Annotated in this window: 23 protein-coding genes and 1 tRNA gene; 12 read left to right on the top strand and 12 right to left on the bottom strand. The window is 72.5% G+C overall.

Going from position 1 to position 24,954, the window contains the following annotated elements:
• The 3 genes from ACYF6T_RS08160 to ACYF6T_RS08170 are packed head-to-tail and all read left to right on the top strand — an operon-like array spanning position 1 to position 3,353.
• Positions 1-1,812 (top strand): branched-chain amino acid ABC transporter permease, encoded by a 1,812-nt coding sequence (locus ACYF6T_RS08160; RefSeq protein ID WP_461694693.1) that lies wholly within the window; start codon positions 1-3, stop codon positions 1,810-1,812.
• 6 nt (positions 1,813-1,818) lie between these two features.
• Positions 1,819-2,640, top strand: coding sequence for an ABC transporter ATP-binding protein (locus ACYF6T_RS08165; RefSeq protein ID WP_461694694.1), 822 nt, complete (start codon positions 1,819-1,821; stop codon positions 2,638-2,640).
• Positions 2,637-3,353, top strand: coding sequence for an ABC transporter ATP-binding protein (locus tag ACYF6T_RS08170; RefSeq protein ID WP_461694695.1), 717 nt, complete (start codon positions 2,637-2,639; stop codon positions 3,351-3,353). The genes ACYF6T_RS08165 and ACYF6T_RS08170 overlap by 4 nt, the downstream gene beginning before the upstream one ends.
• 77 nt (positions 3,354-3,430) lie before the next feature.
• Here the strand turns inward: ACYF6T_RS08170 and ACYF6T_RS08175 are convergent, their stop codons facing one another.
• Positions 3,431-4,087: an ANTAR domain-containing response regulator gene (locus ACYF6T_RS08175; RefSeq protein WP_461694697.1), complete on the bottom strand. Its 657-nt coding sequence runs from the start codon at positions 4,085-4,087 to the stop codon at positions 3,431-3,433.
• Positions 4,088-4,191: 104 nt separating this feature from the next.
• Between ACYF6T_RS08175 and ACYF6T_RS08180 the strand changes: the two genes are divergently transcribed.
• Together ACYF6T_RS08180 and ACYF6T_RS08185 are read left to right on the top strand one after the other, a co-directional pair.
• Positions 4,192-4,275 (top strand) — tRNA-Leu (locus tag ACYF6T_RS08180).
• Between the two features lie 87 nt (positions 4,276-4,362).
• Positions 4,363-4,593 (top strand): hypothetical protein, encoded by a 231-nt coding sequence (locus ACYF6T_RS08185; protein ID WP_461694699.1) that lies wholly within the window; start codon positions 4,363-4,365, stop codon positions 4,591-4,593.
• Position 4,594: 1 nt separating this feature from the next.
• Here the strand turns inward: ACYF6T_RS08185 and pyk are convergent, their stop codons facing one another.
• Entirely contained in the window at positions 4,595-6,031 is a 1,437-nt protein-coding gene (gene pyk, locus ACYF6T_RS08190) for a pyruvate kinase (protein ID WP_461694700.1), read from the bottom strand.
• A gap of 143 nt (positions 6,032-6,174) precedes the next feature.
• Positions 6,175-6,888, bottom strand: a complete 714-nt coding sequence (locus ACYF6T_RS08195) for an SIMPL domain-containing protein (protein ID WP_461694702.1) — start codon at positions 6,886-6,888, stop codon at positions 6,175-6,177.
• Between the two features lie 138 nt (positions 6,889-7,026).
• On the opposite strand from ACYF6T_RS08195, the gene ACYF6T_RS08200 reads away from it, so the two are divergent.
• Positions 7,027-8,826 carry a bifunctional metallophosphatase/5'-nucleotidase gene (locus ACYF6T_RS08200; RefSeq protein ID WP_461694704.1) on the top strand — a complete coding sequence of 600 codons (1,800 nt, stop codon included), beginning with the start codon at positions 7,027-7,029 and terminating at the stop codon, positions 8,824-8,826.
• 4 nt (positions 8,827-8,830) lie between these two features.
• Here the strand turns inward: ACYF6T_RS08200 and ACYF6T_RS08205 are convergent, their stop codons facing one another.
• The 3 genes from ACYF6T_RS08205 to ACYF6T_RS08215 are packed head-to-tail and all read right to left on the bottom strand — an operon-like array spanning position 8,831 to position 12,855.
• Entirely contained in the window at positions 8,831-9,979 is a 1,149-nt protein-coding gene (locus ACYF6T_RS08205) for a GDSL-type esterase/lipase family protein (protein ID WP_461694705.1), read from the bottom strand.
• Positions 9,980-10,030: 51 nt separating this feature from the next.
• Positions 10,031-11,458, bottom strand: a complete 1,428-nt coding sequence (locus tag ACYF6T_RS08210; RefSeq protein WP_461694706.1) for a lysine N(6)-hydroxylase/L-ornithine N(5)-oxygenase family protein — start codon at positions 11,456-11,458, stop codon at positions 10,031-10,033.
• On the bottom strand, positions 11,455-12,855 hold the full coding sequence (locus ACYF6T_RS08215) for a pyridoxal phosphate-dependent decarboxylase family protein (protein WP_461694708.1): 1,401 nt from the start codon (positions 12,853-12,855) through the stop codon (positions 11,455-11,457). Before ACYF6T_RS08215 ends, ACYF6T_RS08210 begins: the two co-directional genes overlap by 4 nt.
• A gap of 168 nt (positions 12,856-13,023) precedes the next feature.
• On the opposite strand from ACYF6T_RS08215, the gene ACYF6T_RS08220 reads away from it, so the two are divergent.
• Positions 13,024-13,569 carry a GNAT family N-acetyltransferase gene (locus tag ACYF6T_RS08220; protein ID WP_461694709.1) on the top strand — a complete coding sequence of 182 codons (546 nt, stop codon included), beginning with the start codon at positions 13,024-13,026 and terminating at the stop codon, positions 13,567-13,569.
• Between the two features lie 50 nt (positions 13,570-13,619).
• Here ACYF6T_RS08220 and pepN read toward each other — a convergent pair whose 3' ends face one another.
• The 4 genes from pepN to ACYF6T_RS08240 form a co-directional block, all read right to left on the bottom strand.
• On the bottom strand, positions 13,620-16,106 hold the full coding sequence (gene pepN, locus ACYF6T_RS08225; RefSeq protein WP_461694711.1) for an aminopeptidase N: 2,487 nt from the start codon (positions 16,104-16,106) through the stop codon (positions 13,620-13,622).
• 56 nt (positions 16,107-16,162) lie between these two features.
• A complete protein-coding gene (locus ACYF6T_RS08230; RefSeq protein WP_461694712.1) occupies positions 16,163-16,690 on the bottom strand; it encodes a response regulator in 528 nt (175 codons plus the stop codon).
• 140 nt (positions 16,691-16,830) lie between these two features.
• Positions 16,831-17,184, bottom strand: coding sequence for a chorismate mutase (locus ACYF6T_RS08235; protein ID WP_461694713.1), 354 nt, complete (start codon positions 17,182-17,184; stop codon positions 16,831-16,833).
• Positions 17,185-17,195: 11 nt separating this feature from the next.
• Positions 17,196-18,086, bottom strand: coding sequence for a helix-turn-helix domain-containing protein (locus ACYF6T_RS08240; RefSeq protein WP_461694714.1), 891 nt, complete (start codon positions 18,084-18,086; stop codon positions 17,196-17,198).
• A gap of 86 nt (positions 18,087-18,172) precedes the next feature.
• Between ACYF6T_RS08240 and ACYF6T_RS08245 the strand changes: the two genes are divergently transcribed.
• Both ACYF6T_RS08245 and ACYF6T_RS08250 read left to right on the top strand, forming a co-directional pair.
• Complete coding sequence (locus ACYF6T_RS08245) at positions 18,173-19,942, top strand: glycoside hydrolase family 35 protein (protein ID WP_461694716.1); 1,770 nt, start codon at positions 18,173-18,175, stop codon at positions 19,940-19,942.
• A 37-nt stretch (positions 19,943-19,979) separates the two neighbouring features.
• Entirely contained in the window at positions 19,980-20,876 is an 897-nt protein-coding gene (locus ACYF6T_RS08250; protein ID WP_461694717.1) for a hypothetical protein, read from the top strand.
• Positions 20,877-20,970: 94 nt separating this feature from the next.
• Here the strand turns inward: ACYF6T_RS08250 and ACYF6T_RS08255 are convergent, their stop codons facing one another.
• Together ACYF6T_RS08255 and ACYF6T_RS08260 are read right to left on the bottom strand one after the other, a co-directional pair.
• Positions 20,971-21,876: an SDR family oxidoreductase gene (locus tag ACYF6T_RS08255; protein WP_461694718.1), complete on the bottom strand. Its 906-nt coding sequence runs from the start codon at positions 21,874-21,876 to the stop codon at positions 20,971-20,973.
• A 1-nt stretch (position 21,877) separates the two neighbouring features.
• On the bottom strand, positions 21,878-22,618 hold the full coding sequence (locus ACYF6T_RS08260; protein WP_461694720.1) for an SDR family oxidoreductase: 741 nt from the start codon (positions 22,616-22,618) through the stop codon (positions 21,878-21,880).
• 54 nt (positions 22,619-22,672) lie between these two features.
• Between ACYF6T_RS08260 and ACYF6T_RS08265 the strand changes: the two genes are divergently transcribed.
• The 3 genes from ACYF6T_RS08265 to ACYF6T_RS08275 are packed head-to-tail and all read left to right on the top strand — an operon-like array spanning position 22,673 to position 24,953.
• The gene (locus ACYF6T_RS08265) at positions 22,673-23,431 is read left to right on the top strand and encodes an enoyl-CoA hydratase family protein (protein ID WP_461694721.1); all 759 of its coding nucleotides are present in this window, start codon (positions 22,673-22,675) and stop codon (positions 23,429-23,431) included.
• On the top strand, positions 23,428-24,243 hold the full coding sequence (locus ACYF6T_RS08270; RefSeq protein WP_461694723.1) for a CoA transferase subunit A: 816 nt from the start codon (positions 23,428-23,430) through the stop codon (positions 24,241-24,243). Before ACYF6T_RS08265 ends, ACYF6T_RS08270 begins: the two co-directional genes overlap by 4 nt.
• Entirely contained in the window at positions 24,240-24,953 is a 714-nt protein-coding gene (locus tag ACYF6T_RS08275; protein WP_461694725.1) for a CoA-transferase subunit beta, read from the top strand. Before ACYF6T_RS08270 ends, ACYF6T_RS08275 begins: the two co-directional genes overlap by 4 nt.
• Position 24,954 lies beyond the last annotated feature (1 nt).

The following is a 24,954-nucleotide window of genomic DNA, read 5'->3' on the forward strand; positions in this document are numbered from 1 at the left end:
ATGACCGAGACGACCAAGACCCCCGCCACCCCGCCCGCGGACGCCACCCCCGCACCCGCACCGCGCGGCCTGATCCCGCTGCCGCTCGCGGCCGCCCGCGCCCTGCTCCTGGTCGGCGGCATCGCGACCGCCGCCTCCACGTTCCTGGCCTGGACCTGGACCGCCGACTTCCCCGGCGACCTCACCGTCACCGGCTACCCCGGCGGCCTGCAGTGGCTGACCTTCATCGCCGGCGTCCTGGTGGCCGTCTTCGCGCTCGCCGCCTACGGCGTGCGCGGCCTGGGCTGGCTGCTGCCCGCCCGCAACAACGCGCCGCTGGTCCTGCTGGCCGTCGGCGGCCTCGGCGTCACCTGGTTCACCGCCATCGAGATCGCCGCCAAGCTCGGCGGCCTCGCCAACTGGGAACCCGGCACCTACGTCGCCGTCATCGCCTCGCTGATCCCGGTCGTCGGCGCGTTCGCGCTGCCGGAGCCGGCCGGCGAGTCGACCAAGGAGACCGTCAAGGCCTACCTCGCCAAGCCCGACCGCATCCCGGCACCCCAGCCGGTCTCCCCCTGGATCCAGCGGGCCGCGATCACGGTCGTCAGCATCATCGGCCTGGCCGTGTTCACCTACGGCATCGACACCGAGTACGGCGAGCTGTTCATCGGCTACCTCATCGTCGTCGTCTTCAGCGTGTGGGCCCTGCACACCGCCGGGCTGCTCGACCGGTTCTCCGGCATGGTCGCCGCCAACCGCAGCTTCACGCTCGCCATGGGCTTCCTCGCGGCCATCGCCTTCCCGTTCACCCAGACCGACGACCACTACGCCAACATCGGCGTCAACATCCTGATCTTCGGCACGGTCGCCCTGGGTCTGAACATCGTCGTCGGCCTCGCCGGCCTCCTCGACCTCGGGTACGTCGCCTTCCTCGGCGTCGGCGCGTACACCGCGGCCCTGGTCTCCGGCTCCGAGTTCTCCAAGTTCTCCGGCGTCCAGTTCCCCTTCTGGGCCGCCGCCCTGACCGGCGCCGCCGCCTCGCTCGTCTTCGGCGTCCTCATCGGCGCCCCGACCCTGCGGCTGCGCGGCGACTACCTGGCCATCGTCACCCTCGGCTTCGGTGAGATCTTCCGCATCGCCGTCAACAACATGGACGGCGTCTCCGGCCCGGACCTCACCAACGGCCCGAACGGCATCCCCTCCATCCCCGACCTGTCCCTCTTCGGGTTCAACTTCGGGGAGGCGCACGACCTCGGCGGCTTCACCCTCGGCCGGTTCGCCAACTACTACCTGCTGATGGTGCTGATCATGGCGATCGTGGTCACCGTCTACACCCGCGCCGCCGACTCCCGCATCGGCCGCTCCTGGATCGCCATCCGCGAGGACGAGACCGCCGCCACCGCCATGGGCATCAACGGCTTCCGCGTCAAGCTCATCGCCTTCGCCCTGGGCGCCTCCCTGGCCGGTCTGGCCGGCACGGTCAGCGCGCACGTGACGTACAGCGTGGTCCCCAACCCCTACCAGTTCGCCGGTTCCACGCCGCCGAACTCCGCCTTCCTGCTCGCCGCGGTCGTCCTCGGCGGCATGGGCACGGTGGCCGGACCGCTGCTCGGCGCGGCGCTGCTCTACCTGCTCCCGGAGAAGCTCGACTTCCTCCAGGACAAGTCGCTGCTCGCCTTCGGCATCGCGCTGATCCTGCTGATGCGCTTCCGCCCCGAGGGCATCATCGCCAACCGCCGGCGCCAGCTCGAATTCCACGAGACCGGCCAACTCGACGTACCAGAAACAGAGACGCTGACCGACGAACCGGCCGTCACCAAGGCAGGGGCGTAACGAACCATGACGACACCTGTACTCGAAGCCCGCGACGTCACCATGCGCTTCGGCGGCCTCACCGCCGTGCGCTCGGTGGACTTCACGGTCAACTCCGGCGAGATCGTCGGCCTCATCGGCCCCAACGGCGCCGGCAAGACGACCTTCTTCAACTGCCTGACGGGCCTGTACATCCCGACCGAGGGCACGGTCTCCTTCAAGGGCACCGTGCTGCCGCCGAAGCCGCACCTGGTGACGAAGGCGGGCATCGCCCGCACCTTCCAGAACATCCGGCTGTTCGCCAACATGACGGTCCTGGAGAACGTCCTCGTCGGCCGCCACACCCGCACCAAGGAGGGCCTGTGGTCCGCCCTGCTGCGCGGCCCCGGCTTCAGGAAGGCGGAGCAGGCCAGCGAGCAACGGGCCATGGAACTCCTGGAGTTCATCGGCCTGGCGCACAAGCGCGACCACCTCGCGCGCAACCTCCCCTACGGTGAGCAGCGCAAGCTGGAGATCGCGCGGGCGCTGGCGTCCGAGCCGGGCCTGCTGCTGCTCGACGAGCCGACCGCCGGCATGAACCCGCAGGAGACGCGGGCCACCGAGGAACTCGTCTTCGCCATCCGGGACATGGGCATCGCCGTCCTCGTCATCGAGCACGACATGCGCTTCATCTTCAACCTCTGCGACCGTGTCGCCGTCCTCGTCCAGGGCGAGAAGCTCGTCGAGGGCACCTCCGAGGTCGTCCAGGCGGACGAGCGCGTCATCGCCGCCTACCTGGGCGAGCCATTCGACGGCGCCCCCGCCGACGAGGCGGACGTCGCCGGCACCACCAAGGGAGACGCCCAGTGACCGCACTGCTCGAGGTCGAGGACCTCCGGGTCGCCTACGGCAAGATCGAGGCCGTCAAGGGCATCTCCTTCAAGGTCGAGGCCGGCCAGGTCGTCACCCTGATCGGCACCAACGGCGCCGGCAAGACGACCACCCTGCGCACGCTCTCGGGTCTGCTGAAGCCGAGTTCCGGCAAGATCATGTTCGACGGCCGGCCGCTCAACGGCGTCGCCGCGCACAAGATCGTCGCCCTGGGTCTCGCCCACTCCCCCGAGGGCCGGCACATCTTCCCCCGCCTCACCATCGAGGAGAACCTCCGCCTCGGCGCCTTCCTGCGCAAGGACAAGGAGGGCATCGAGAAGGACATCCAGCGCGCCTACGACCTCTTCCCGATCCTGGGAGAGCGCCGCAGGCAGGCCGCGGGCACCCTCTCCGGCGGTGAGCAGCAGATGCTCGCCATGGGCAGGGCGCTGATGTCGCAGCCGAAGCTGCTGATGCTCGACGAGCCGTCGATGGGCCTCTCCCCGATCATGATGCAGAAGATCATGTCGACCATCGTCGAACTCAAGTCCCAGGGCACGACCATCCTCCTGGTCGAACAGAACGCGCAGGCGGCGCTGTCGCTGGCCGACCACGGCCATGTCATGGAGGTCGGCAACATCGTCCTGTCCGGCACCGGCCAGGACCTGCTGCACGACGAGTCGGTCCGCAAGGCCTACCTCGGCGAGGACTAGACCGCGTCGGCCGTACGACGAGGCCCGCGCCCCTGCTGCCAGGGACGCGGGCCTCGGTCGTCGTCGGGTCGTGGGGGTCAGCCCTTGCCGGACTTCTTCTCCTCGGCGTCCTGAATGACGGCCTCGGCGACCTGCTGCATGGACATGCGGCGGTCCATCGACGTCTTCTGGATCCACCGGAACGCGGCCGGCTCGGTCAGCCCGTACTCCGTCTGCAGGATCGACTTCGCGCGGTCGACGAGCTTGCGCGTCTCCAGCCGCTGGGTGAGGTCGGCGACCTCCTTCTCCAGCTCCTTCAGCTCGGTGAACCGCGAGACGGCCATCTCGATCGCCGGCACGACGTCGCTCTTGCTGAACGGCTTCACCAGATACGCCATGGCGCCGGCGTCCCGCGCCCGCTCGACGAGGTCGCGCTGCGAGAAGGCGGTGAGCATCAGCACCGGCGCGATGCGCTCCTCGGCGATCTTCTCGGCGGCGGAGATGCCGTCCAGCTTCGGCATCTTCACGTCCAGGATGACGAGATCGGGCCGGTGCTCGCGGGCGAGCTCCACGGCCTGCTCACCGTCCCCGGCCTCGCCGACGACGCTGTAGCCCTCCTCCTCCAGCATCTCTTTGAGGTCGAGCCGGATCAGGGCCTCGTCCTCGGCGATGACGACACGGGTCGTCAGCGGAGGCACATGCGACTTGTCGTCATCGGACACGTCAACGGGCTGGGGCGACTCGGGGGCGGTCACGGGGGCTCCTTGGTACGGGCCGGGCAGGTGCTGCTGCGTAAGAAGACTACCTAGAGGCGGGGAGGCGCGGTGACCCGGTACACTTCACACCGGTCACCTGGCCTGCCCGGTTGGAGGAACTGGTCAGACTCGCGGCACTCAAAATGCCGTGCCCTTTGGGCATGTGGGTTCGAATCCCACACCGGGCACTTCGGGACCCGAAGCGGAGGATCACGTTCGCGTGATCCTCCGTTTTTTGATATACGCGGTCACGATCAGTGGCGCAGAGTGGCCGCATGCATTCGCAGATCGGTGAGTGCCCCGGCAAACACGATCCGAAGTGCCCCCGGTGCGACGAACGTGACCTCGACGAGCCTGCGTACAGCCTCCGGGGTCTCATCCACTCGGACGGATGCCGCGTCACCGACTGGACGATCCGAATGGCCGCCGGTGAGCGCAAGCGCTATGAATACCCGCGCACCATCTCCGTGGCCCTCATGGACGCCCACGTAGGCCCCAAGCACTGACCTATGCGGGGCTGTCGTCCTCGCCGATGTGGTGGACGCGGACCATGTTCGTGGAGCCGGAGACTCCCGGCGGTGAGCCGGCCGTGATGACCACGACGTCGCCCTTCTGGCAGCGGCCGTACTTCAGGAGCAGTTCGTCCACCTGGTCGACCATCGCGTCGGTGGACTCGACGTGCGGGCCGAGGAAGGTCTCGATGCCCCAGGTGAGGCTGAGCTGGGAGCGGGTGGACGGCTCGGGGGTGAAGGCCAGCATCGGGATCGGCGAGCGGTAACGGGACAGGCGGCGGGCCGTGTCGCCGGACTGCGTGAAGGCGACCAGGAAGCGCGCGCCGAGGAAGTCGCCCATCTCGGCCGCCGCGCGGGCCACCGCGCCGCCCTGGGTGCGGGGCTTGTTGCTCTCGGTCAGCGGCGGCAGGCCCTTGGCGAGGATGTCCTCCTCCGCCGCCTCGACGATCTTCGCCATCGTGCGGACCGTCTCGACGGGGTACTTGCCGACGCTGGTCTCGCCCGAGAGCATCACCGCGTCCGTGCCGTCGATCACCGCGTTCGCGACGTCGCTCGCCTCCGCCCGCGTCGGGCGGGAGTTGTCGATCATCGAGTCGAGCATCTGGGTGGCGACGATGACCGGCTTGGCGTTGCGCCGGGCCAGCTTGACCGCGCGCTTCTGCACGATCGGCACCTGCTCCAGGGGCATCTCCACGCCGAGGTCGCCGCGGGCGACCATGATGCCGTCGAAGGCGGCCACGATGTCCTCGATCGCGTCGACCGCCTGCGGTTTCTCCACCTTGGCGATCACGGGCAGCCGGCGCCCCTCCTCGGCCATGATGCGGTGGACGTCCTCGGCGTCCTTGCCGCTGCGCACGAAGGACAGGGCGATGACGTCGAAGCCCGTGCGCAGCGCCCAGCGCAGGTCCGCCTCGTCCTTGTCGGACAGGGCGGGCACGGAGACGGCGACGCCGGGCAGGTTGAGGCCCTTGTGGTCGGAGACCATGCCGCCCTCGACGACCTCGGTGTGCACGCGGGGCCCGTCGACACCGGTGACCCGCAGGCAGACCTTGCCGTCGTCGACCAGGATGCGCTCGCCCGGGGTGACGTCGGCGGCGAGTCCGGCGTACGTGGTGCCGCAGGACTGGCGGTCGCCCTCGGCGCCCTGCTCGACGGTGATGGTGAAGGTGTCACCGCGTTCAAGGAGTACGGGACCTTCGGTGAAGCGGCCGAGACGGATCTTCGGGCCCTGAAGGTCGGCGAGGAGTCCGACGCTGCGGCCGGTCTCGTCGGCGGCCTTGCGGACGCGCTGGTAACGCTCCTCGTGCTCGGCGTAGCCGCCGTGGCTGAGGTTGAAGCGGGCGACGTCCATTCCGGCTTCGACCAGTGCCTTGATCTGGTCGTATGAGTCGGTGGCGGGGCCCAGGGTGCAGACGATCTTTGCTCGGCGCATGTCGTCGAGCCTATGGCTTACCGGCCGGTAGAGAATTGGTCCGGCATGACTACTCAACAACCTTTCGGTGAAGGGATGTTGACAAGTGTTGAAGTGGGCGGCGACCCGCTCTGATGAGCGTTCCGGCTGCAAAGCCCGCCCCGTCACAGGGTGGGCGGCCGCATGGTGAAGCGGGCGTTGACCTGGGCGTAGACCCGTTGGCGCTGGGGTTCGAGGTCGAGTGGCGCGGCGGCGGTGTCCTCGGCGCCGGCGGCCATGGAGCGCATCCGCGCGCCGGGCGCGGCCGGGGCGAGCGGGCGGGCGTTCTCGGCGCCGATGTCGGCGAGTTCGACCAGGGCGGCCAGGGTGGTACCGAGCGCCTCGGCGTACTCCCGGGCGCGCTGCACCGCCTCGCGGACCGCCTGCTGGCGGGCCTGGCGGTGGGCGGGCGAGTCGGGGCGCAGGGCCCACCAGGGGCCGTCGACGCGGGTGAGGTCGAGGTCGGCCAGACGGGTGGTGAGTTCGCCCAGTGCGGTGAAGTCGGTGAGTTCGGCGGTGAGGTGGACGCGCCCGTGGTAGGCGTGGATCCGCTCGCCCCGGCCGCGCTCCCTGAGCTCCGGGCTGATGGAGAAGGCGCCGGTCTCCAGGTGTTCGACCGCCTCGCCGTAGCTCTTGACGAGGTCGAGGACGGCGGCGTTGCGGCGGGTGAGGTCGTCCAGGGCGGTGCGGCGGTCCTTGCCGCGGGAGGCGACGGTGACGCCGATGCGGGCGATCTCGGGGTCGACTTCGAGGCGGGCCTCGCCGCGGACGGCGATACGGGGGGCTTCGGGGGTGCCGTAGGGGACGAACTCGGAGCCCTCTGCGGGTGGTGTGGTCATACGTCCCACTCTGTCAGTTCCCGGCACGCGCGGGCCGGGTGAGGTCACCGGATCGCAACCTGGCAGACCTGTTGCCGCTTGCCGTGGGCAGGTCAGAATCTACGCGCGTCGTTGACCGTTTCCCGAGGAGATCGAGACATGCCCTTGAACCGCCGGAAGTTCCTGGAGAAGTCCGCCGCGACCGGAGCGGGGGTGGCGCTGGCGAGTGCCGTGGCGGCTCCGGCGGCCGAGGCCGCGGAGGGCGGGCGGCGGCCCGCCCGGCGGTACTCGCTCACCGTCATGGGCACCACCGACCTGCACGGGCACGTCTTCAACTGGGACTACTTCAAGAACGCGGAGTACTCCGACAAGGCGGGCAACGCGCAGGGCCTGGCCCGGATCTCGACCCTGGTCAACCGGATCCGCGCGGAGCGGGGCCGCCGCAACACGCTGCTGCTGGACGCCGGCGACACGATCCAGGGCACCCCGCTGACGTACTACTACGCGAAGGTGGACCCGATCACCGCCGAGGGCGGGCCGGTGCACCCGATGGCGCAGGCGATGAACGCGATCGGCTACGACGCGGCGGCGCTGGGCAACCACGAGTTCAACTACGGCATCGAGACGCTGCGCAGGTTCGAGGAGCAGTGCCGTTTCCCGCTGCTGGGCGCGAACGCGGTGGACGCGAAGACGCTGCGGCCCGCTTTCCCGCCGTACGTCATGAAGACGTTCCACGTGCCGGGACTGCCGCCGGTGAGGGTCGCCGTGCTCGGGCTGACCAACCCCGGCATCGCGATCTGGGACAAGGCGTACGTGCAGGGCAGGCTGGCGTTCCCGGGGCTGGAGGAGCAGGCCGCGAAGTGGGTGCCGAGGCTGAAGGCGATGGGCGCGGACGTGGTGGTCGTCTCGGCGCACTCGGGTTCGTCGGGGACGTCGTCGTACGGTGACCAGCTGCCGTACGTGGAGAACTCGGCCGCGCTGGTGGCGCAGCAGGTGCCGGACATCGACGCGATCCTCGTGGGGCACGCGCACGTGGAGATCCCGGAGTTGAAGGTCACCAACGCCCGGACGGGGAGGACGGTCGTGCTGTCGGAGCCGCTGGCGTTCGCCGAGCGGCTGTCGGTGTTCGACGTCGAGCTGGTCTTCGACAAGGGCCGCTGGAGCGTGGAGTCGGTGGCGTCGACGGTGCTGAACTCCAGCACCGTCGCCGACGATCCGAAGATCACCAAGTTGCTGTCGGACGAGCACGCGAAGGTCGTCGCGTACGTCAACCAGGTGGTCGGTACGGCGACCGAGACGCTGACGACGGTCGAGGCACGGTACAAGGACGCGCCGATCATCGACCTGATCACCAAGGTCCAGGAGGACGTGGTGAAGGCGGCGCTGGCGGGGACGGCGTACGCCTCGCTGCCGGTGGTCGCGCAGGCCTCGCCGTTCTCGCGGACGTCGGAGATCCCGGCCGGCGATGTCACCATCCGGGACCTGTCGTCCCTCTACGTGTACGACAACACGCTGGTCGCCAAGTTGATGACGGGCGCGCAGCTGCGGGCGTACCTGGAGTACTCCGCGGAGTACTTCGTGCAGACGGCACCGGAGGCGGTGGTCGACGTGGAGGCGCTGACCAACGCGAACGGGCGCCCGGACTACAACTACGACTACGTGTCCGGCCTTTCGTACGAGATCGACATCGCCCGGCCGGCCGGGTCGCGGATCAGGAACCTGACCCACGACGGGGCCGCGCTGGACGACTCGGCGCAGTTCGTGCTGGCGGTGAACAACTACCGCGCCAACGGCGGCGGGGCGTTCCCGCACGTCGCGTCGGCGCAGGAGCTGTGGTCGGAGTCCACGGAGATCCGGACCCGGATCGCGGAGTGGGTGACCGCGAAGGGCGTGCTGGACCCGAAGGACTTCGCGTCGGCGGACTGGAGGCTGACCCGGGACGGCACGCCGGTGTTCTAGCGCTCTACAGCTTCAGCAGGGACAGGTCGACGGCGTCGGCGATGGCCTGGGCGCCGGCGTCGTTGACGTGCAGGCCGTCGCCGGCGTTGAAGTCGTCGCGGATCCGGTCGGGGCGGTCCGGGTCCGCGACGGCGGCGGCGACGTCGACGAGCCCGTCGAAGGGGTGGTCGCCCGCCAGCAGCCGGGCGTTGACCTCGCGGCGCACGGCCTGTCCGGCCTCGGTGTCGTAGCCGTCGTAGACGGTGCCGGCGTAGGGCCCGATGGTGGAGCCGACGACGGTGAGGCCGGCGGCGTGCAGGCGGTCGGCGAGCGTGGTCAGCCCGGCCAGGAGCTCCTCGGCGGTGGGGACCGCGGCGGGTTCGGGGTGGGCGATGGCGCCGGGCAGGCCGAGGTCGTTGAGGCCGATGTGGACCAGGACGTGGCTGACGCCGGGGACGGCGAGGACGTCGCGGTCGATCCGGGACAGCAGATGGGCGCCGACCTCGTCGGTGAGCAGCCGGTTGCCGGAGATGCCGGTGTTGACGATCCAGCCGCGTGCCAGGCGCCGGTCGAGCCGGGACGGGAAGCTGCGGTCGGCGCCGGGCGTGGTGAAGGCGCCCTCGATCCAGGAGTCCCCGAAGGCGACGGCGATACGGGTGTCGGCGGGGGCGAGCACGTCCACCCCGGCGAGGAAGTGACCGAGGGGCAACTCCTCGGCGCCTTGCAGCACTTGGTCGGACAGCCGGTCGCCGGGGACCGCGTACCCGATGTCGTACGGCACCGCGCTGTAGGTGCTCGGCCCCGTGTCGCCCGGCAGGTGGAGGCTGACGGTGAGCTCCTCCCCCGCGCTCACGGGCAGCTCGACCGGATCGCTGACGGCCTCCTCGCCGACGGGGATCGTGAAGGCGTCGGCCCCCGACACGCGCAGCGGCGTGTCGCTTCCGGGGTCGATGCGGCTGCCCCGGGTGCGCACGGCGAGCCGGGCACCGCCGACCTCCAGGGGCGCCCGCCCGTACCGGTTGCTCAGCCGGACCCGCAGCGCCTCCCCTCCCCCGGCCAGGCGCAACGACTGCCGGACGGTCTGGTCGGCGAAGCCGCGGGGTTCGAAGAGGTGGAAGTCCTCGTGCGGGTCGATGACGGCGTAGCGGTGCGCGGCGATCCAGGTGGTGGTCATGGCGGCCTCAACACCGCGGCCGCCGGACGTCTTCCTTCCCCGCACGGTCTCTTACCGGCCGTCGACGAGCGGGGTGAGGGCCTGGGCGGGCCGGCGGGCCTGCGGGACGCGGTGCTCGTGCGGCTGGTCGAGCCCGAAGGTGGTGAAGGCCGTCCGGGTGGGGAGAGGGTAGACCTCCTTGCCGGTGAGGGAGTTGAGGATGGCGGCGCTGCGCCAGGCGGCGAGGCCGAGGTCGGGGGTGCCGACGCCGTGGGTGTGGCGGCCGGCGTTCTGGACGTGGACCGCGCCGGTGACGGAGGGGTCGAGGACGAGGCGGAAGTGTTCGTCGACGCGCGGGCGTTCGCGGCTGTCGCGGCGCAGGTAGGGGTCGAGACCGGCGAGGATGCGGTCAAGGGGGCGCTCGCGGTGGCCGGTGGCCAGGACGACGGCGTCGGTGGTGAGGCGGGAGCGGGTGTCCTGCTGGACGTGTTCGAGGTGGAGTTCGACCTTGGTGGTGGCGATGCGGCCGGCGGTGCGCACGCGGACGCCGGGAGTGAGGACGACGTCGGGCCAGCCGCCGTGCAGGCTGCGGCGGTAGAGCTCGTCGTGGATGGCGGCGATGGTGTCGGCGTCGATGCCCTTGTGGAGCTGCCACTGGGAGGCGACCAGCCGGTCCCGGACGGGCTCGGCGAGGGCGTGGAAGTAGCGGGTGTAGTCGGGGGTGAAGTGCTCCAGGCCGAGCTTGGAGTACTCCATGGGCGCGAAGGCCCCGGTACGGCCGATCCAGTGCAGTCGCTCGTGGCCGGCGGGGCGGGCGCGCAGCAGGTCGAGGAAGATCTCGGCGCCGGACTGCCCGGAGCCGACGACGGTGACGTGTCCGGCGGCGAGCAGGGTGTCGCGGTGGGCGAGATAGTCGGCGGCGTGCACGACGGGCACGGTGGGCGCCTCGACCAGCGGCTTGAGCGGCTCGGGGACGTACGGCTCGGTGCCGACGCCGAGGACGACGTTGCGGGTGTACGTCCGGCCGAGCGCCTCCGCCTCGCCGTCCGCGTCGAGCTGGGTGAAGTCGACCTCGAAGACGTCCCGTTCGGGGTTCCAGCGCACGGCGTCGACCTGGTGGCCGAAGTGCAGTCCGGGCAGGTTGCCGGCGACCCAGCGGCAGTAGGCGTCGTACTCGGCGCGCTGGATGTGGAAGCGCTCGGCGAAGTAGAAGGGGAAGAGCCGCTCGCGCTCCTTGAGGTAGTTCAGGAACGACCAGGTGCTGGCGGGGTCGACGAGGGTCACCAGGTCCGCCAGGAACGGCACTTGGACGCGGGCGCCGTCGATGAGCAGACCGGGGTGCCAGTCGAAGCCGGGGCGCTGTTCGTAGAAGACGGTGTCGAGTCCGGCGAGGGGGTGGGCGAGGGCGGCGAGAGAGAGGTTGAAGGGGCCGATGCCGATGCCTACGAGGTCGCGGGGGGCGTCGGGTTCGGGGCGTGGGGGGTTGGGCGTGGGGGTCATGAGGGGGTGTTTCCTTCCGCGGGGGCTGCGGTGACGTCCGGTGGTGCGGTGGCTGCTTCGACGGCTTTGAGGAGGGCTGTCAGGTCGTCGGGGCGGGTGGCGGGGTTGAGGAAGGTGGCCTTGAGCCAGAGGCGGTCCGCCAGCCGGGCGCGGCCGAGGACGGCGCGCCCGTCGGTGAGCAGTCGCCGGCGTACGGCGGCCACGGCGTCGTCGGTGGCGTGGGCGGGCCGGAACAGGACGGTGCTGATGACGGGCCGGTCGTGCAGCTCGAAGCCGGGGTGGCCGTGGACCAGGGCCGCGAACTCCCGGGCCCGGTCGCAGACCTGGTCGACCAGGGCGCCGAGGCCGGTCCGGCCGAGTGTTCTGAGGGTGACGGCGATCTTGAGGACGTCGGGGCGGCGGGTGGTGCGCAGGGAGCGGCCGAGGAGGTCGGGCAGGCCCGCTTCGGTGTCGTCGTCGGCGTTGAGGTAGTCGGCGCGCTGGGCGAGGGCGGCGAGGTCGCGGGGGTGGCGGACCGCGAGGAGGCCGGCGGCGACCGGCTGCCAGCCCAGTTTGTGCAGGTCGAGGGTGACGGTGTGGGCGCGCTCCAGCCCGGCGAGCTTGTCGCGGTGGCGGTCGCTGAACAGTAGGCCCCCGCCGTAGGCGGCGTCGATGTGCAGCCGGGCGCGGTGGGCGGCGCACAGGCCGGCGATCTCGGGCAGCGGGTCGATGAGGCCCGCGTCGGTGGTGCCGGCGGTGGCGGCGACGAGATGCGGGCCGGGCAGGGCGGTGAGGGCCGCGTCCAGCGCGGCCGGGTCCATGGTGCCCGTGGGGGCGGGGACCACGACGGGGTCGGGCATGCCGAGCAGCCAGGCGGCGCGGGGCAGCGAGTGGTGGGCGTTGGCGCCGACGACCAGGTGGACGCCGCCGCCGTGCGCCTCGCGGGCGAGCAGCAGGGCGAGCTGGTTGGATTCGGTGCCGCCGCTGGTGACCAGGGCGTCCGCGGCACCGGCCGCCTGGGCGAGGGCCCGCGCGACGAGGGCCTCCAGCTCGGAGGCCGCCGGGGCCTGGTCCCAGGAGTCGAGGGACGGGTTGAGGGCGCTGGCGGCGAGGTCGGCGGCGGTGGCGACGGCGAGCGGCGGGCAGTGCAGGTGGGCGGCGCACAGGGGGTCGGCGGGGTCGGCCGCGCCTTCGGCGAGCGTGTGCACGAGGGCGCGCAGGGCGTCGGGGTCGCCGTCCTCGGGCAGGACGTCGCCGAGGGCGTCCCGCACCCGGGCGGCGACGGCGCGCGGTCCGCCGGCCGGCAGCGGTCCGCCGCGGGCGTCGGCGCCGGTGGCGAGGGCGTCGAGGACGGTGTCGAGCAGCGGCCGCAGGGCGCGGGGACCTCGGGGGCCTGAGGCGAGGGGCGGCGTGCTCATGGTGGGACCTCCGGGGCGCCGGGCAGAGGGACTTCCAGCTTGTACTCGGTTGCGGGGGCGCGCCCGAAGAGTTCAACGATCGGAACCCGAAAGTGGGTACTGACCGGGGTACTCCCGTCCGGGGAAAACAAGTTGGGGCCCGTGGTGCACGGACGTAACGTCGCCCGCATGACGGATGCGTGGTGGGTCGACGTGCCCGGTGAGCGGGTCGTCGTACGGGAGCCGGAGCCGGCCGACGAGGGGCCGCTGCTGGCGCTGTTCGAGGCGTGTGAGGACTGGTTCGTGGCGGCCACGGGGCTGCCGTCGGCGCCGGGCGATGTGCAGAGCCTGTTCTACTCGCTGCCCCGGGGGGCCTCGCCGCAGGACAAGGTGCTGCTGGTGGTGGAGCGGGACGCAGAGGTGACGGGTCTGGTGGACGCGGTACGGGACCACCCGGCGCCGGGCGAGGTGGCGGTGGGCCTGTTCCTGCTGGCGCCCTGGGCGCGGGGGCGCGGGCTGGGCCGGGCGGTGGCCGGGTCCCTGCTGGAGCGGGCGGCGGGCGTGACGCGGGTGACGGCGACCGTGCCGCCCGGGTGGCGGCCGGGGGAACGGTTCCTCGAAGCGCTCGGCTTCACGCTGGAGGAACCGTCGGCGCCGGGCCCGGCGACGGGCAACCGCCGCACGGGGCCGCGGGAGGGCGGGGTACGGCGGGCGGAGCTGCGGCTGCGGGGCTGATGACCGAGGCCCCCCGGCGCCGGCTCATCCCCCTGCCCCCCCTCGGCGCTCTAAGCTTCCCGGACCCGCAACGCCCGTGCCAGGTCGTCGAGTTGGTCGACCAGCTTGCGGCGCAGGGACGGGATCGGGTCGGCCTCGCGCAGGCAGGTCTCGCCCCGGCGGAGGTGGTCGGCGTCGACGGCGTAGTGCGGGAAGGCGTAGCGGCCGACCGCCTCGGCGATGGCGGGGCCGCGGCGGGCGGCGACGGCCACCGCGTCGGCGTAGTAGCGCTCCACGTACTCCCCCACCAGCTCGGCCTGTTCGGGCTGCCAGAAGCCCTGGGCGGTGGCGGTGAAGAGGTAGTTGGACAGGTCGTCGCCCGCGAACATCGCCTCCCACGCCGTCCGCTTGGCCTCGGCGTCGGGCAGCGCGGCCCGGCAGCGGGCGGCGCCCTCCTGGCCGGTGGCGGACGGGTCGCGCGCCAGCTCGGCGGCGATGGCGGCCTCGTCGGTGGCGCCGAGGACGGCGAGCCGGGCGAGGACGCGCCAGCGCAGGTCGGGGTCGAGCTCGGGTCCGCCGGGGACGGTGCCCTCGGCGAGCCACGCGGCGATGGTGTCGGGCTGGGAGGTGACGTCGACGAGGTGGCGTACGGCGGTCAGGCGCAGGCCGGGGTTGTCGCCGTCCTCGGTGCGGCGGATGAGGTCGCGGCACAGGGAGGCGAGGGTGGCCAGGGCCGCCGGCCGCTCCTCGGGGGCGGTGTAGCGGTTGGCGACCTGGGCGGTGGCGAAGGCGAGGACGCCCTGGACGAGGGCGAGGTCGCTCTCGTGCGGGAGGTGGGCGCGGGCGGCCTGCAGGTAGGCGGCGGGCGGCAGTTCGCCGTCGCGGACCCCGTCGCGCAGGGCGTTCCAGACGACCGCGCGGGTCAGCGGCTGGGGCAGGCCGGACAGACAGGTGCGGACGGTCTCGAAGGACTCGGCGTCGAAGCGGACCTTGGCGTAGGTGAGGTCGCCGTCGTTGAGCAGGAGCAGCGCGGGGCGCTTGCCGAGGGGGTGGGGTTCGCCCTGCGGGACGTCGAGGTCGAGGCGTTCGCGCAGGACGAGGTGGCGGCCCTCGCCGGTGACGTCCTGGTCGTAGAGGCCGACGGCGATGCGGTGCGGGCGGCTGCCGGTGTGCTCCACGCGCAGGTCGCAGGTGCCCTCCTCGCCGGGGGTGATCACCGGGCGGAGGGTGTCGACGCCGGTGGTGCGCAGCCAGGCGTCGGCCCAGGCGTGGACGTCGCGGTCGGTGGCGGAGGCGAGGGAGTCGATGAAGTCGGCGAGGGCGGCGTTGGCGAACCTGTGCCGGGCGAAGTGGGTGTTGATGCCGGCGAGGAAGTCCTTCTCGCCGAGCCAGGCCACCAGCTGGCGTAGCGCGGAGGCGCCCTTGGCGTAGGAGATGCCGTCGAAGTTGAGGAGGGCGGAGGCCGTGTCGTCGACGTTCTCCGGGGCGACCGGGTGGGTGGACGGGCGCTGGTCGGCGTCGTAGCCCCAGCCCTTGCGCATGACGCCGAAGTCGACCCAGGTGTCGGTGAAGCGGGTGGCCTCGGTGAGGGTCTGGTAGCCCATGTACTCGGCGAAGGACTCGTTCAGCCAGATGTCGTCCCACCAGCGCAGGGTGACCAGGTCGCCGAACCACATGTGGGCCATCTCGTGGGCGATGACCATGGCGCGGGTCTGCCGTTCGGTGTCGGTGACGGCGGAGCGGTAGACGAACTCGTCGCGGAAGGTGACCAGTCCGGGGTTCTCCATGGCGCCGGCGTTGAACTCGGGGACGAACGCCTGGTCGTAGGAGTCGAAGGGGTAGGGCTCGTCGAACTTCTCGTGGTAGCGGTCGAAGCACTGCCGGGTGATCTCGAAGAGCTCGTCGGCGTCCGCGTCCAGGTGGGGGGCGAGGGAGCGGCGGCAGTGCAGGCCGAAGGGCAGGCCGCGGTGCTCGGTGCGCACGGAGTGCCAGGGGCCGGCGGCGACGGCGACGAGGTAGGTGGAGACCGGCGGGGTGGGGGCGGCCTGCCAGCGGCCCTCGCCGAGGTGCCGGGTGAGGCCGTTGGCCAGGACGCTCCAACCCTCGGGGGCCCGCACGGTCAGCTCGAAGACGGCCTTGAGGTCGGGCTGGTCGAAGGCGGCGAAGACGCGCTGGACGTCCTCCATGAACAGCTGGGTGTAGACGTACGTCTCGCCGTCGGAGGGGTCGGTGAAGCGGTGCATGCCCTCGCCGGTGCGGGAGTAGCGCATGGTCGCGTCGACGAGCAGTTCGTGCTCGCCCGCGGTCAGGCCGGTCAGGGGCAGGCGGTTGCCCTCGAAGGTGTCGAGGTCGAGGGCGTGGCCGTCGAGGAGGGCCTTGCGCAGTTCGGCCGGCTTGAGCTCGACGAAGGTGTCCGCGTCCGCGCGGGCCGTGAACCGGATGACGGTGCGGGAGGTGAACAGCTCGTCCCCGGCGGTCAGATCGAGGTCGATCGTGTACCGCTGGACGTCGAGGAGCCTGGCACGGGTCTGCGCTTCGTCGCGCGTCAGTACGGACATGCAGGACATGCTGCCTGATGGCACCGGCACGGCACAGAGGCGGACCGGTACGCGGCCTATGTCCGCTCCGGCGCGGGCGCCGTCTGTCCGGTGTCGCGCTGGAGGGGGACGCGGGCGTCCGGGTGCGGCAGGGCGGGGCGGGGGGCCGGGTCCTTGACCAGCTCGCGCAGTTCGCGGATCTCGCGTTCCAGCATGAGCTGGCGCTGGTGTGCGTCGTAGAGGTAGCGGACCTTGGTGCGCAGCGACCAGGGGTCTATGGGTTTCATGACCAGGTCGGCGACGCCGAGGCCGAAGGCGGTGGCGGTCAGTTCGTGGTCCGGGCCGAAGCCGGTGAGCAGGACGACCGGGATGTGCTGGGTCTGCTCCAGGCGGCGCATGTAGCGCACCACGTCCAGGCCGCTGACGCCGGGCATGCGCACGTCGAGCAGGAGCAGGCCGACCCGGCCGCGGAGCACCTGCTTGAGCGCCTCGTCGCCGCTGGTGGCGCGGCCCAGCAGGTAACCCAGCGGGGCCAGGGCGCTCTCCAGGGCGTACAGCGTGTCCTCGTGGTCGTCGACGATGAGGATCTTGGCATCCGACGGCATGGCCCGACGTCCCTCCCGCGTGGGACAACCAGCTTACGACCGCGGCCCTGACGGTGTGTGTCCGCCGGGCGACGACGAGTGCTCGGGAAGCATGCCTCCCGCGGGCCCGTCTGTCACTCCCCTCGCGGGATCCGCCGAGGTCAGTTCGCCGAGGGCGCACCGCCGTTGACGGTGTCCTCCGCGATGCGCTCGTGGTGGCGGATCACCTCGGCGATGATGAAATTGAGGAACTTCTCAGCGAAGGCCGGGTCGAGCTTGGCGTTCTCGGCCAGGGCGCGCAGCCGCTCGATCTGGCGGGCCTCGCGGGCCGGGTCGGCGGGCGGCAGCTGGTGGAGGGCCTTGAGGTGGCCGACCTGCTGGGTGCACTTGAAGCGCTCGGCGAGCATGTGGACGACGGCGGCGTCGATGTTGTCGATGCTGTCGCGCAGCCGGGCGAGTTCCTCGCGGACGGCGGGGTCCACGGCGCCCGCCGCGTTGTTGTCGCTGGTGGTCATGGGGGCACAGCCTACGTGCCGGGGGCGGGTCCGATCATCGGCGGATCGTCGGGGTCGGGGACCTGGTGGCTCCAGCCGCCGGGGACCGCGCGGTACTGCTGGGCGCGGAAGCGGACGGGGGGTGTGCCGACGCGGCGGGTGAACAGGCGGGAGAAGTAGGCCGGGTCGTCGTAGCCGACGCGGCGGGCGACGGCGGCGACGGGCAGTTCGGTGCCGGCGAGGAGCTCCTTGGCGCGGCCCAGGCGGATGCCGAGCAGGTAGTCCTTGGGACTGCAGCCGGCGCCGCGGCGGACGGCGGCGCGCAGTTCGGCGGGGGTCATGCCGTGCCGGGCGGCGTGCTCGGCGACGGACAGGGGCAGGCAGGCGTCGCGGGCGAGGGCTTCCAGCACCCGGTCGCCGTCGGGGGCGAGGTCGGCGCGGGCGCGGCGCAGGGCGACCAGGAGCTCGTGCACGGCGGCGCCGGTCTCCACCTCCAGCAGGGGGTTGCCGCGGCGGGCGGCGCGGGCGATGCGGCCGATGACGGCGCGGGGGCCGGCGGCGTCGGCGAGGGGGACGACGGGGCGGTCGGGTTCGATGTAGCCGAGGTCGGTGTAGGTGGCGGTGGCGGGGCCGGTGAAGTCGACGAAGCCCTCGTCCCAGCCGGCGTCGCCGTCGGGCGCGTAGTGGTGCTCCACTCCGGGGGTGAGCCACAGCAGCGCGGGCGCGGTGACGGTGGTCCGGCGTCCGTCGGGGCTGCGGTACCAGCCGGTGCCGGCGCTGATGACGACGGCGACGTGGTGGTCGAGGGTGCGGGGGCCGACGGTGGGCAGGGGGCCGTACTGGAGGCCCACGCCGAGGCAGACCAGGCCGAGCCGGTGGTGGACCGGGCCGGGGCTGAAGAACCGCATCCAGGTGTGGTACATCCGCGCCCCTCTCCCGCCGCCCGGGTCCAAGTAGCCGTGATCTTTGTCCATGGACGGTGATCGCCGCCAGGGGTGAGGGTGGCGGCATGAGCGAGTTCACGGTGGGGGAGACGGAGTTCCTGCTGGACGGGCGGCCGGTGCGGCTGCTGTCCGGCGCGCTGCACTACTTCCGGGTGCCCGAGGCGTACTGGGGGCACCGGCTGGCGATGCTGCGGGCGATGGGCCTCAACTGCGTGGAGACGTACGTGCCGTGGAACCTGCACGAGCCGGCGCCGGGCGAGTACCGGGACGTGGGGGCGCTCGGCCGGTTCCTGGACGCGGCCCGTCGGGCGGGGCTGTGGGCGATCGTGCGCCCGGGGCCGTACATCTGCGCGGAGTGGGAGAACGGCGGGCTGCCGCACTGGCTGACCGGGCACGCGCGCACCAGCGACGAGCGCTACCTGGAGCAGGTGGGGCGGTGGTTCGGGCGGCTGCTGCCGCAGGTGGTGGGCCGGCAGGTCGACCGGGGCGGCCCGGTGGTCATGGTGCAGGTGGAGAACGAGTACGGCAGCTACGGCTCGGACGCGGAGTACCTGCGCCGGCTGGCCGCGCTGCTGCGCTCGGCGGGCGTGACGGTGCCGCTGGTCACCTCCGACGGCCCCGAGGACCACATGCTCACCGGCGGCACCCTCCCGGGTGTCCTCGCCACGGTGAACTTCGGCTCCCACGCGCGCGAGGCGTTCGGCACGCTGCGCCGGCACCGGCCGCGGGGGCCGCTGATGTGCATGGAGTTCTGGTGCGGCTGGTTCGACCACTGGGGTGCCGGGCACGTCACCCGGGACGCGGCGGAGACAGCGGCGGTCCTGCGCGAGATCCTGGAGTGCGGTGCCTCGGTCAACCTCTACATGGCGCACGGCGGCACCAGCTTCGCCGGCTGGGCGGGCGCCAACCGGGGCGGCGGCGCCCTGCACGACGGGCCGCTGGAGCCGGACGTGACGTCGTACGACTACGACGCGCCCGTCGACGAGTACGGGCGCCCCACGCAGAAGTTCTGGGCCCTGCGGGAGGTCCTCGCCGAGTACGGCCCGGTGGCCGACCCGCCGCCCGCTCCCCCGGCCCTGGGTGCGCCCGCCGGGGTGGAACTGACCGGGTGGGCGCCCCTGGACGCCGTCCTGGACGCGCTCGGCGGGTCGGAGGTCGCCTCTCCCGTCCCGCCCACCTTCGAGGAGCTCGGCGTGGACCGGGGGATCGTGCGCTACGAGGTGACCGTGCCGGGTCCCCGACGGCCGTACCCGCTGATCGCGCGCGGGCTGCGGGACCTCGCGGTGGTGTACGTCGACGGGGAGCGGGCCGGGGTGCTCACCGAGGAGGACGTACAGCTCCCGGCGCCCGTGGCGGGGCACGCGCGCGTGGAGCTGTGGGTGGAGTCCCTGGGCAGGGTGAACTACGGGCCGCGCGGCGGGGAGGCCAAGGGGATCACCGGGGGGCTGCTGCACGAGCGGCAGTTCCTGCACGGAGTACGCGCGCGGGGGCTGCGCCTGGACGCGCTGGAGGACGTCTCCGGGGTCGGCTTCGGGGAGCTGCCCGGGGAGGGTGCGCGGGGCCTGTACCGGGGTGGTGTGACGGTGCGCGGGGCGGGGGACGCGGTGCTGGAACTGCCGGGCTGGACCCGCGGGTTCGTGTGGGTCAACGGCTTCGGGCTGGGCCGGTACTGGTCGGCGGGCCCGCAGCGGTCGCTGTACGTGCCCGGGCCGGTACTGCGCGAGGGCGGCAACGAGGTGTGGCTGCTGGAGCTGGAGGGGGTGGCCGCGGCGGGGGGCGCGCCGCGGCTGCGGGCGCCGGACTCCGGCGGCGAAAATCCGCCCGTGTCCCCGTAGAGTGGAATCGGGTTCAGGGCGTCTTGGGGGTTCAGGCGTGGCCAACGGCGGACCGGTCGAGCACGGCTTCCCACACCTGGAGACGGTGCGGGCCGCCATCACCGCGCTCTACAAACGGTTGTCGTACGACACCATCCAGACGTTCGCGACCAGTGTCGCCCCCGCCGACGTGGCCTTCTGCGACACCGACGACCTGTATCTGGGCACCCAGCGCGTGGCCCGGGAGCTGGTGCGGCACTACCGGCTGCCCGACGCCCGCTTCGTGGTCGGCTTCCGTGAGATGACGCACGCGGCGAACGTCGAACTGGCCGCGGGTCCCGAGTACTTCGTCGAGCTGAACGACCGTTTCCGCACCCACCGGCGCGACATCGGGGCGGCCCTGGCCCACGAGGTGATGCACGTCTACCTGCACCGGCTGGACCTGTCCTTCCCCGGCACCCGCGACAACGAGATCCTCACCGACACGGCGACGACCTATCTGGGGGCGGGCTGGCTGCTGCTCGACGCCTTCCGGGAGGACGGGGCGTCCTCGCAGAAGCTCGGTTACCTCACCCCGGAGGAGTTCGGCTACGTCCTGGCGAAACGGGCCCTCGTCTTCGGCGAGGACCCGTCGGTGTGGTTCACCAGCCCGCAGGCCTACACGGCCTACGTCAAGGGCCTGGCCAAGGCCCGCCACGACGGGGAGCAGCCGCCGCTGACCGCGGCCGGCTGGGCGGGCCGGCGCCGGTACGCCCGCGACCGGCGCCACGCCCAGGACCACACCGGCGCCGCCCCCCATCCGGGGACCCCGTACACCTTCACTCCCGAGGGCCGGGGCCCGCTGCGGGTGTCGTTCCCGTGCCCGACCTGCCACCAGCGGATCCGGGTGCCGGTCCGGGGCCGGATGCGGGCGCGGTGCGCCCTGTGCCGGACGGTGCTGGAGTGCGACACGTAGGCCGTCAGCCGTCAGCCGTCAGCCGCACGGCGTGGAGTGCCGCGGCAGCGCCGACACCACGACCCCCGGAGCGCGCCGCTGACCGAGTGAGCCGCTAGGCCCCGTACACCGCCCCCGGCGCCTCGGCCTGCTCCAGCAGCTTCAGAGCCGTCTGTCCCGCCTCGGCCGGGCTCCAGCGTGCCCCCTTGTCGGCGCTCGGGCCCGGCCGCCAGCCCTCCATGACGGTGATCCGGCCGCCCTCCGCCTCGAAGACCCGGCCCGTGACGCCCGTGCTCGCGGCGGAGCCGAGCCAGACCACGAGGGGCGAGACGTTCTCCGGGGCCATCGCGTCGAAGCCCGCCTCGGGCGCCGCCATCGTCTCGGCGAACGTCCGCTCCGTCATCCGGGTGCGGGCCGCGGGCGCGATCGCGTTGACCTGGACGCCGTAGCGGGCGAGTTCGGCGGCGGCGACCAGGGTCAGGCCGACGATCCCGGCCTTGGCGGCACTGTAGTTGCCCTGCCCCACCGATCCCGACAGCCCCGCCCCGCTGCTGGTGTTGACGATCCGGGCGAGGGGCGTGCGGCCCGCCTTCGCCTGCGCCCGCCAGTGCGCCGCCGCGTGCTTCAGCGGCAGGAAGTGCCCCTTGAGGTGGACGCGCAGGACCGCGTCCCAGTCGTCCTCGTCGAGGTTGACGAGCATCCGGTCGCGCAGGAACCCGGCGTTGTTGACGAGGGTGTCGAGGCGGCCGTACGTCTCCAGGGCGGTGGCGATCAAGGATGCGGCGCCCTCGCCGGTCGCGATGTCGCCGCCGTGCGCGACCGCCTCGCCGCCCGCCGCGCGGATCTCGTCCACCACCCGTCCGGCCGGGCTGTCGGGCCCGAGGCGGCCGTCCAGTCCCACGCCCAGGTCGTTGACGACGACCCGGGCGCCCTCCGCCGCGAACGCGAGCGCGTGGGCCCGCCCCAGGCCGCGCCCGGCGCCGGTGACGACGACCACCCTGCCCTGGCAGATTCCGCTCATCTCACGTCTCCTTGTCGGCGGTCGCGGCATCGAGGAACGCCGGTCGCTCCCCTCCCCCGTGCACCAGCAGGCTCGCGCCGGTGATGTACGCGGCGGCGTCCGAGGCGAGGAAGACGGCGGCGGCGCCCACGTCGGACGGTGTCGCCAGGCGGCCCAGCGGCACGGTGCGGGCGACCGCCGCGACGCCCTCCTCGCCGCCGTAGTGCACATGGGACAGCTCGGTGCGGACCATGCCGACGACGAGGGTGTTGACGCGCACCTCGGGCGCCCACTCCACGGCCATGGAACGGGCGAGGCTCTCCAGCCCCGCCTTCGCCGCCCCGTACGCGGCCGAGCCGGGCGAGGGCCGGCCGCCGCTCACGCTCCCGACCATCACCACCGAGCCCCCGCTCGCCCGGAGGTGGTCGTACGCGGCCAGGGACGCCGTCAGCGGAGCGATCAGGTTCAGCTCGACGACCCGCGCGTGCCGCTCCGCGTCCGCCTCCGTCAGGCGCCGGTAGGGCGTGCCGCCCGCGTTGTTGACGAGGACGTCCAGGCGGTCCCATCCGGTGAAGAAGGCGCGTACGGCGTCCGGGTCGCGCAGGTCGAGGGGGCGGAACTCGACGCCGTCCAGCGGCACGTCGGGCGGCCTGCGCGCGCAGACGACGACCCGCGCGCCGGCCTCGGTGAAGGACCGCGCGATCCCGGCGCCCACCCCGCGGGTCCCGCCGGTGACGACGGCGACCTTCCCGTTCAGCTCCATTCGCCGCTACCCTCCACCTAACAAACGTTAGGTGGAAAGGTAGCTGATGCTTCCATGGGTGTCTCCACCTCGGCCCCGGAAAAGGGGCCGGACAAGGACGCGATCGCCGTCGTCACGGTCGACTTCCCGCCGGTGAACGCGCTGCCGGTGCGCGGCTGGTTCGCGCTGGCCGAGGCGGTGCGCGCGGCGGGCCGCGATCCGGGGGTGCGGTGCGTGGTGCTCGCGGCCGAGGGGCGCGGCTTCAACGCGGGCGTGGACATCAAGGAGATCCAGGCCGAGGGGGCGGCCGCGCTGGCCGGCGCCAACCGGGGCTGCTTCGAGGCGTTCGCGGCGGTGTACGAGTGCGAGGTGCCGGTGGTGGCGGCCGTGCGGGGGTTCTGTCTGGGCGGCGGGATCGGGCTGGTGGGGAACGCGGACGCGATCGTGGCGAGCGAGGACGCCGTCTTCGGGCTGCCCGAGCTGGACCGCGGCGCCCTGGGCGCGGCCACGCACCTGGCCCGGCTGGTGCCGCAGCACCTGATGCGCGCCCTGTACTACACCTCCCGCACGGTGACCGCGGCCGAGCTGCACGCGCACGGCTCGGTGTGGCGGGTGGTGCCGCGCGATGAACTCCTGGAGGCGGCGCTGGAGTTGGCACGGGAGATCGCCGCCAAGGACGGGCAGCTGCTGCGCCTGGCCAAGGCCGCGATCAACGGCATCGACCCGGTGGACGTGCGCCGCAGCTACCGCTTCGAGCAGGGCTTCACCTACGAGGCGAGCACGGTCGGGGTGGCCGACCGGGTCCGCGAGGGGTTCGGCAGGGAGGGCGTGTGAGCGACAAGACCATGACGGCCGAGGAGGCCGTCTCCCGGCTGCGCAGCGGCATGACCCTCGGCATCGGCGGCTGGGGCTCGCGCCGCAAGCCGATGGCGCTGGTGCACGCCCTGCTGCGGTCGGGCGTCACCGACCTGACCGTCGTCTCCTACGGCGGTCCGGACGTCGGCATGCTGGCCGCCGCCGGGCGGATACGCAGACTCGTGGCCGCCTTCGTCACCCTCGACTCGATCCCCCTGGAACCGCACTACCGGGCGGCCCGCGAGCGCGGCGCCCTGGAACTGATGGAGATCGACGAGGCGATGTTCCTGTGGGGGCTGCGCGCGGCGGCGAACCGGCTGCCGTTCCTGCCGGTCCGGGCCGGCCTCGGCTCGGACGTGATGCGGGTCAACACCGGCCTGCGCACGGTCACTTCGCCGTACGAGGACGGGGAGACGTTCGTGGCGATGCCCGCCCTGCGCCTGGACGCGGCCCTGGTCCACGTCAACCGCGCCGACCGGCTGGGCAACGGGCAGTACCTGGGCCCGGACCCGTACTTCGACGACCTGTTCTGCGAGGCGGCGGACGAGGCGTACGTCTCCTGCGAACGGATCGTGGACACGGCGGAGTTGACCAAGGAGGCGCCGCTTCAGTCGCTGCTGGTCAAACGGCACTCCGTCACCGGGGTCGTCGAGGCGCCGAACGGCGCCCACTTCACCTCCTGCGCTCCCGACTACGACCGCGACGAGGCCGCGCAACGGGAGTACGCGACCACGCCGTGGCCGGAGTTCGCCGGGCGCCGGCTCAACCTGACCCGGGGAGCGGGCCGATGACCGTCTCGCGCGCCGAGTACTGCGTGATCGCCTGCGCCGAGGCATGGCGCGGCGACGGGGAGGTGCTGGCCAGCCCCATGGGCCTGATCCCCGCGCTGGGCGCCCGGCTGGCCCGGCTCACCTTCTCGCCCGACCTGCTGCTCACCGACGGCGAGGCGACGCTGGTGCGTCCCGACGGCACGCCCGAGGGCTGGCTGCCGTACCGGCAGCACCTGACCTTCGTCACCGGCGGCCGGCGGCACGTGATGATGGGCGCGAGCCAGATCGACCGGTACGGCAACCAGAACATCTCCTGCATCGGCGACTGGGAGCGGCCCACGCGCCAGTTGCTGGGGGTGCGGGGAGCGCCGGTCAACACCCTCAACAACCCGACGAGTTACTGGGTGCCGCGGCACTCCCGGCGCGTGTTCGTGGAGCGCGTCGATCTGGTGTGCGGGGTGGGCTACGACCACGCGGACGGGGCGCGTTTCCACCGCATCCCGCGGGTCGTCTCCGACCTGGGCGTCTTCGACTTCGCCACCCCCGACCACACGATGCGCCTCGCCTCGCTGCACCCGGGCGTCACGGTGGAGCAGGTCGCGGAGGCGACCTCCTTCCCCCTCGTCGTCCCCGAGGAGGTGCCGTCCACCCGCGAGCCGTCCGCCGAGGAGCTGCGGCTGATCCGCGAGGTCCTCGACCCGGCGAACGCCCGTGCCGGGGAGGTCTCCTAGC

Source organism: Streptomyces sp. 7R007, assembly GCF_054850255.1.

Bases quoted from the DNA above. Each gene is read 5' to 3' on its own strand.
- ACYF6T_RS08160 (WP_461694693.1), top strand. From the start codon at position 1: ATGACCGAGACGACCAAGACCCCCGCCACCCCGCCCGCGGACGCCACC.
- ACYF6T_RS08165 (WP_461694694.1), top strand. From the start codon at position 1,819: ATGACGACACCTGTACTCGAAGCCCGCGACGTCACCATGCGCTTCGGC.
- ACYF6T_RS08185 (WP_461694699.1), top strand. From the start codon at position 4,363: ATGCATTCGCAGATCGGTGAGTGCCCCGGCAAACACGATCCGAAGTGC.
- pyk (WP_461694700.1), bottom strand. From the start codon at position 6,031: ATGCGCCGAGCAAAGATCGTCTGCACCCTGGGCCCCGCCACCGACTCA.
- ACYF6T_RS08195 (WP_461694702.1), bottom strand. From the start codon at position 6,888: ATGACCACACCACCCGCAGAGGGCTCCGAGTTCGTCCCCTACGGCACC.
- ACYF6T_RS08200 (WP_461694704.1), top strand. From the start codon at position 7,027: ATGCCCTTGAACCGCCGGAAGTTCCTGGAGAAGTCCGCCGCGACCGGA.
- ACYF6T_RS08205 (WP_461694705.1), bottom strand. From the start codon at position 9,979: ATGACCACCACCTGGATCGCCGCGCACCGCTACGCCGTCATCGACCCG.
- ACYF6T_RS08210 (WP_461694706.1), bottom strand. From the start codon at position 11,458: ATGACCCCCACGCCCAACCCCCCACGCCCCGAACCCGACGCCCCCCGC.
- ACYF6T_RS08215 (WP_461694708.1), bottom strand. From the start codon at position 12,855: ATGAGCACGCCGCCCCTCGCCTCAGGCCCCCGAGGTCCCCGCGCCCTG.
- ACYF6T_RS08220 (WP_461694709.1), top strand. From the start codon at position 13,024: ATGACGGATGCGTGGTGGGTCGACGTGCCCGGTGAGCGGGTCGTCGTA.
- pepN (WP_461694711.1), bottom strand. From the start codon at position 16,106: ATGTCCGTACTGACGCGCGACGAAGCGCAGACCCGTGCCAGGCTCCTC.
- ACYF6T_RS08230 (WP_461694712.1), bottom strand. From the start codon at position 16,690: ATGCCGTCGGATGCCAAGATCCTCATCGTCGACGACCACGAGGACACG.
- ACYF6T_RS08235 (WP_461694713.1), bottom strand. From the start codon at position 17,184: ATGACCACCAGCGACAACAACGCGGCGGGCGCCGTGGACCCCGCCGTC.
- ACYF6T_RS08240 (WP_461694714.1), bottom strand. From the start codon at position 18,086: ATGTACCACACCTGGATGCGGTTCTTCAGCCCCGGCCCGGTCCACCAC.
- ACYF6T_RS08245 (WP_461694716.1), top strand. From the start codon at position 18,173: ATGAGCGAGTTCACGGTGGGGGAGACGGAGTTCCTGCTGGACGGGCGG.
- ACYF6T_RS08255 (WP_461694718.1), bottom strand. From the start codon at position 21,876: ATGAGCGGAATCTGCCAGGGCAGGGTGGTCGTCGTCACCGGCGCCGGG.
- ACYF6T_RS08260 (WP_461694720.1), bottom strand. From the start codon at position 22,618: ATGGAGCTGAACGGGAAGGTCGCCGTCGTCACCGGCGGGACCCGCGGG.
- ACYF6T_RS08265 (WP_461694721.1), top strand. From the start codon at position 22,673: ATGGGTGTCTCCACCTCGGCCCCGGAAAAGGGGCCGGACAAGGACGCG.
- ACYF6T_RS08275 (WP_461694725.1), top strand. From the start codon at position 24,240: ATGACCGTCTCGCGCGCCGAGTACTGCGTGATCGCCTGCGCCGAGGCA.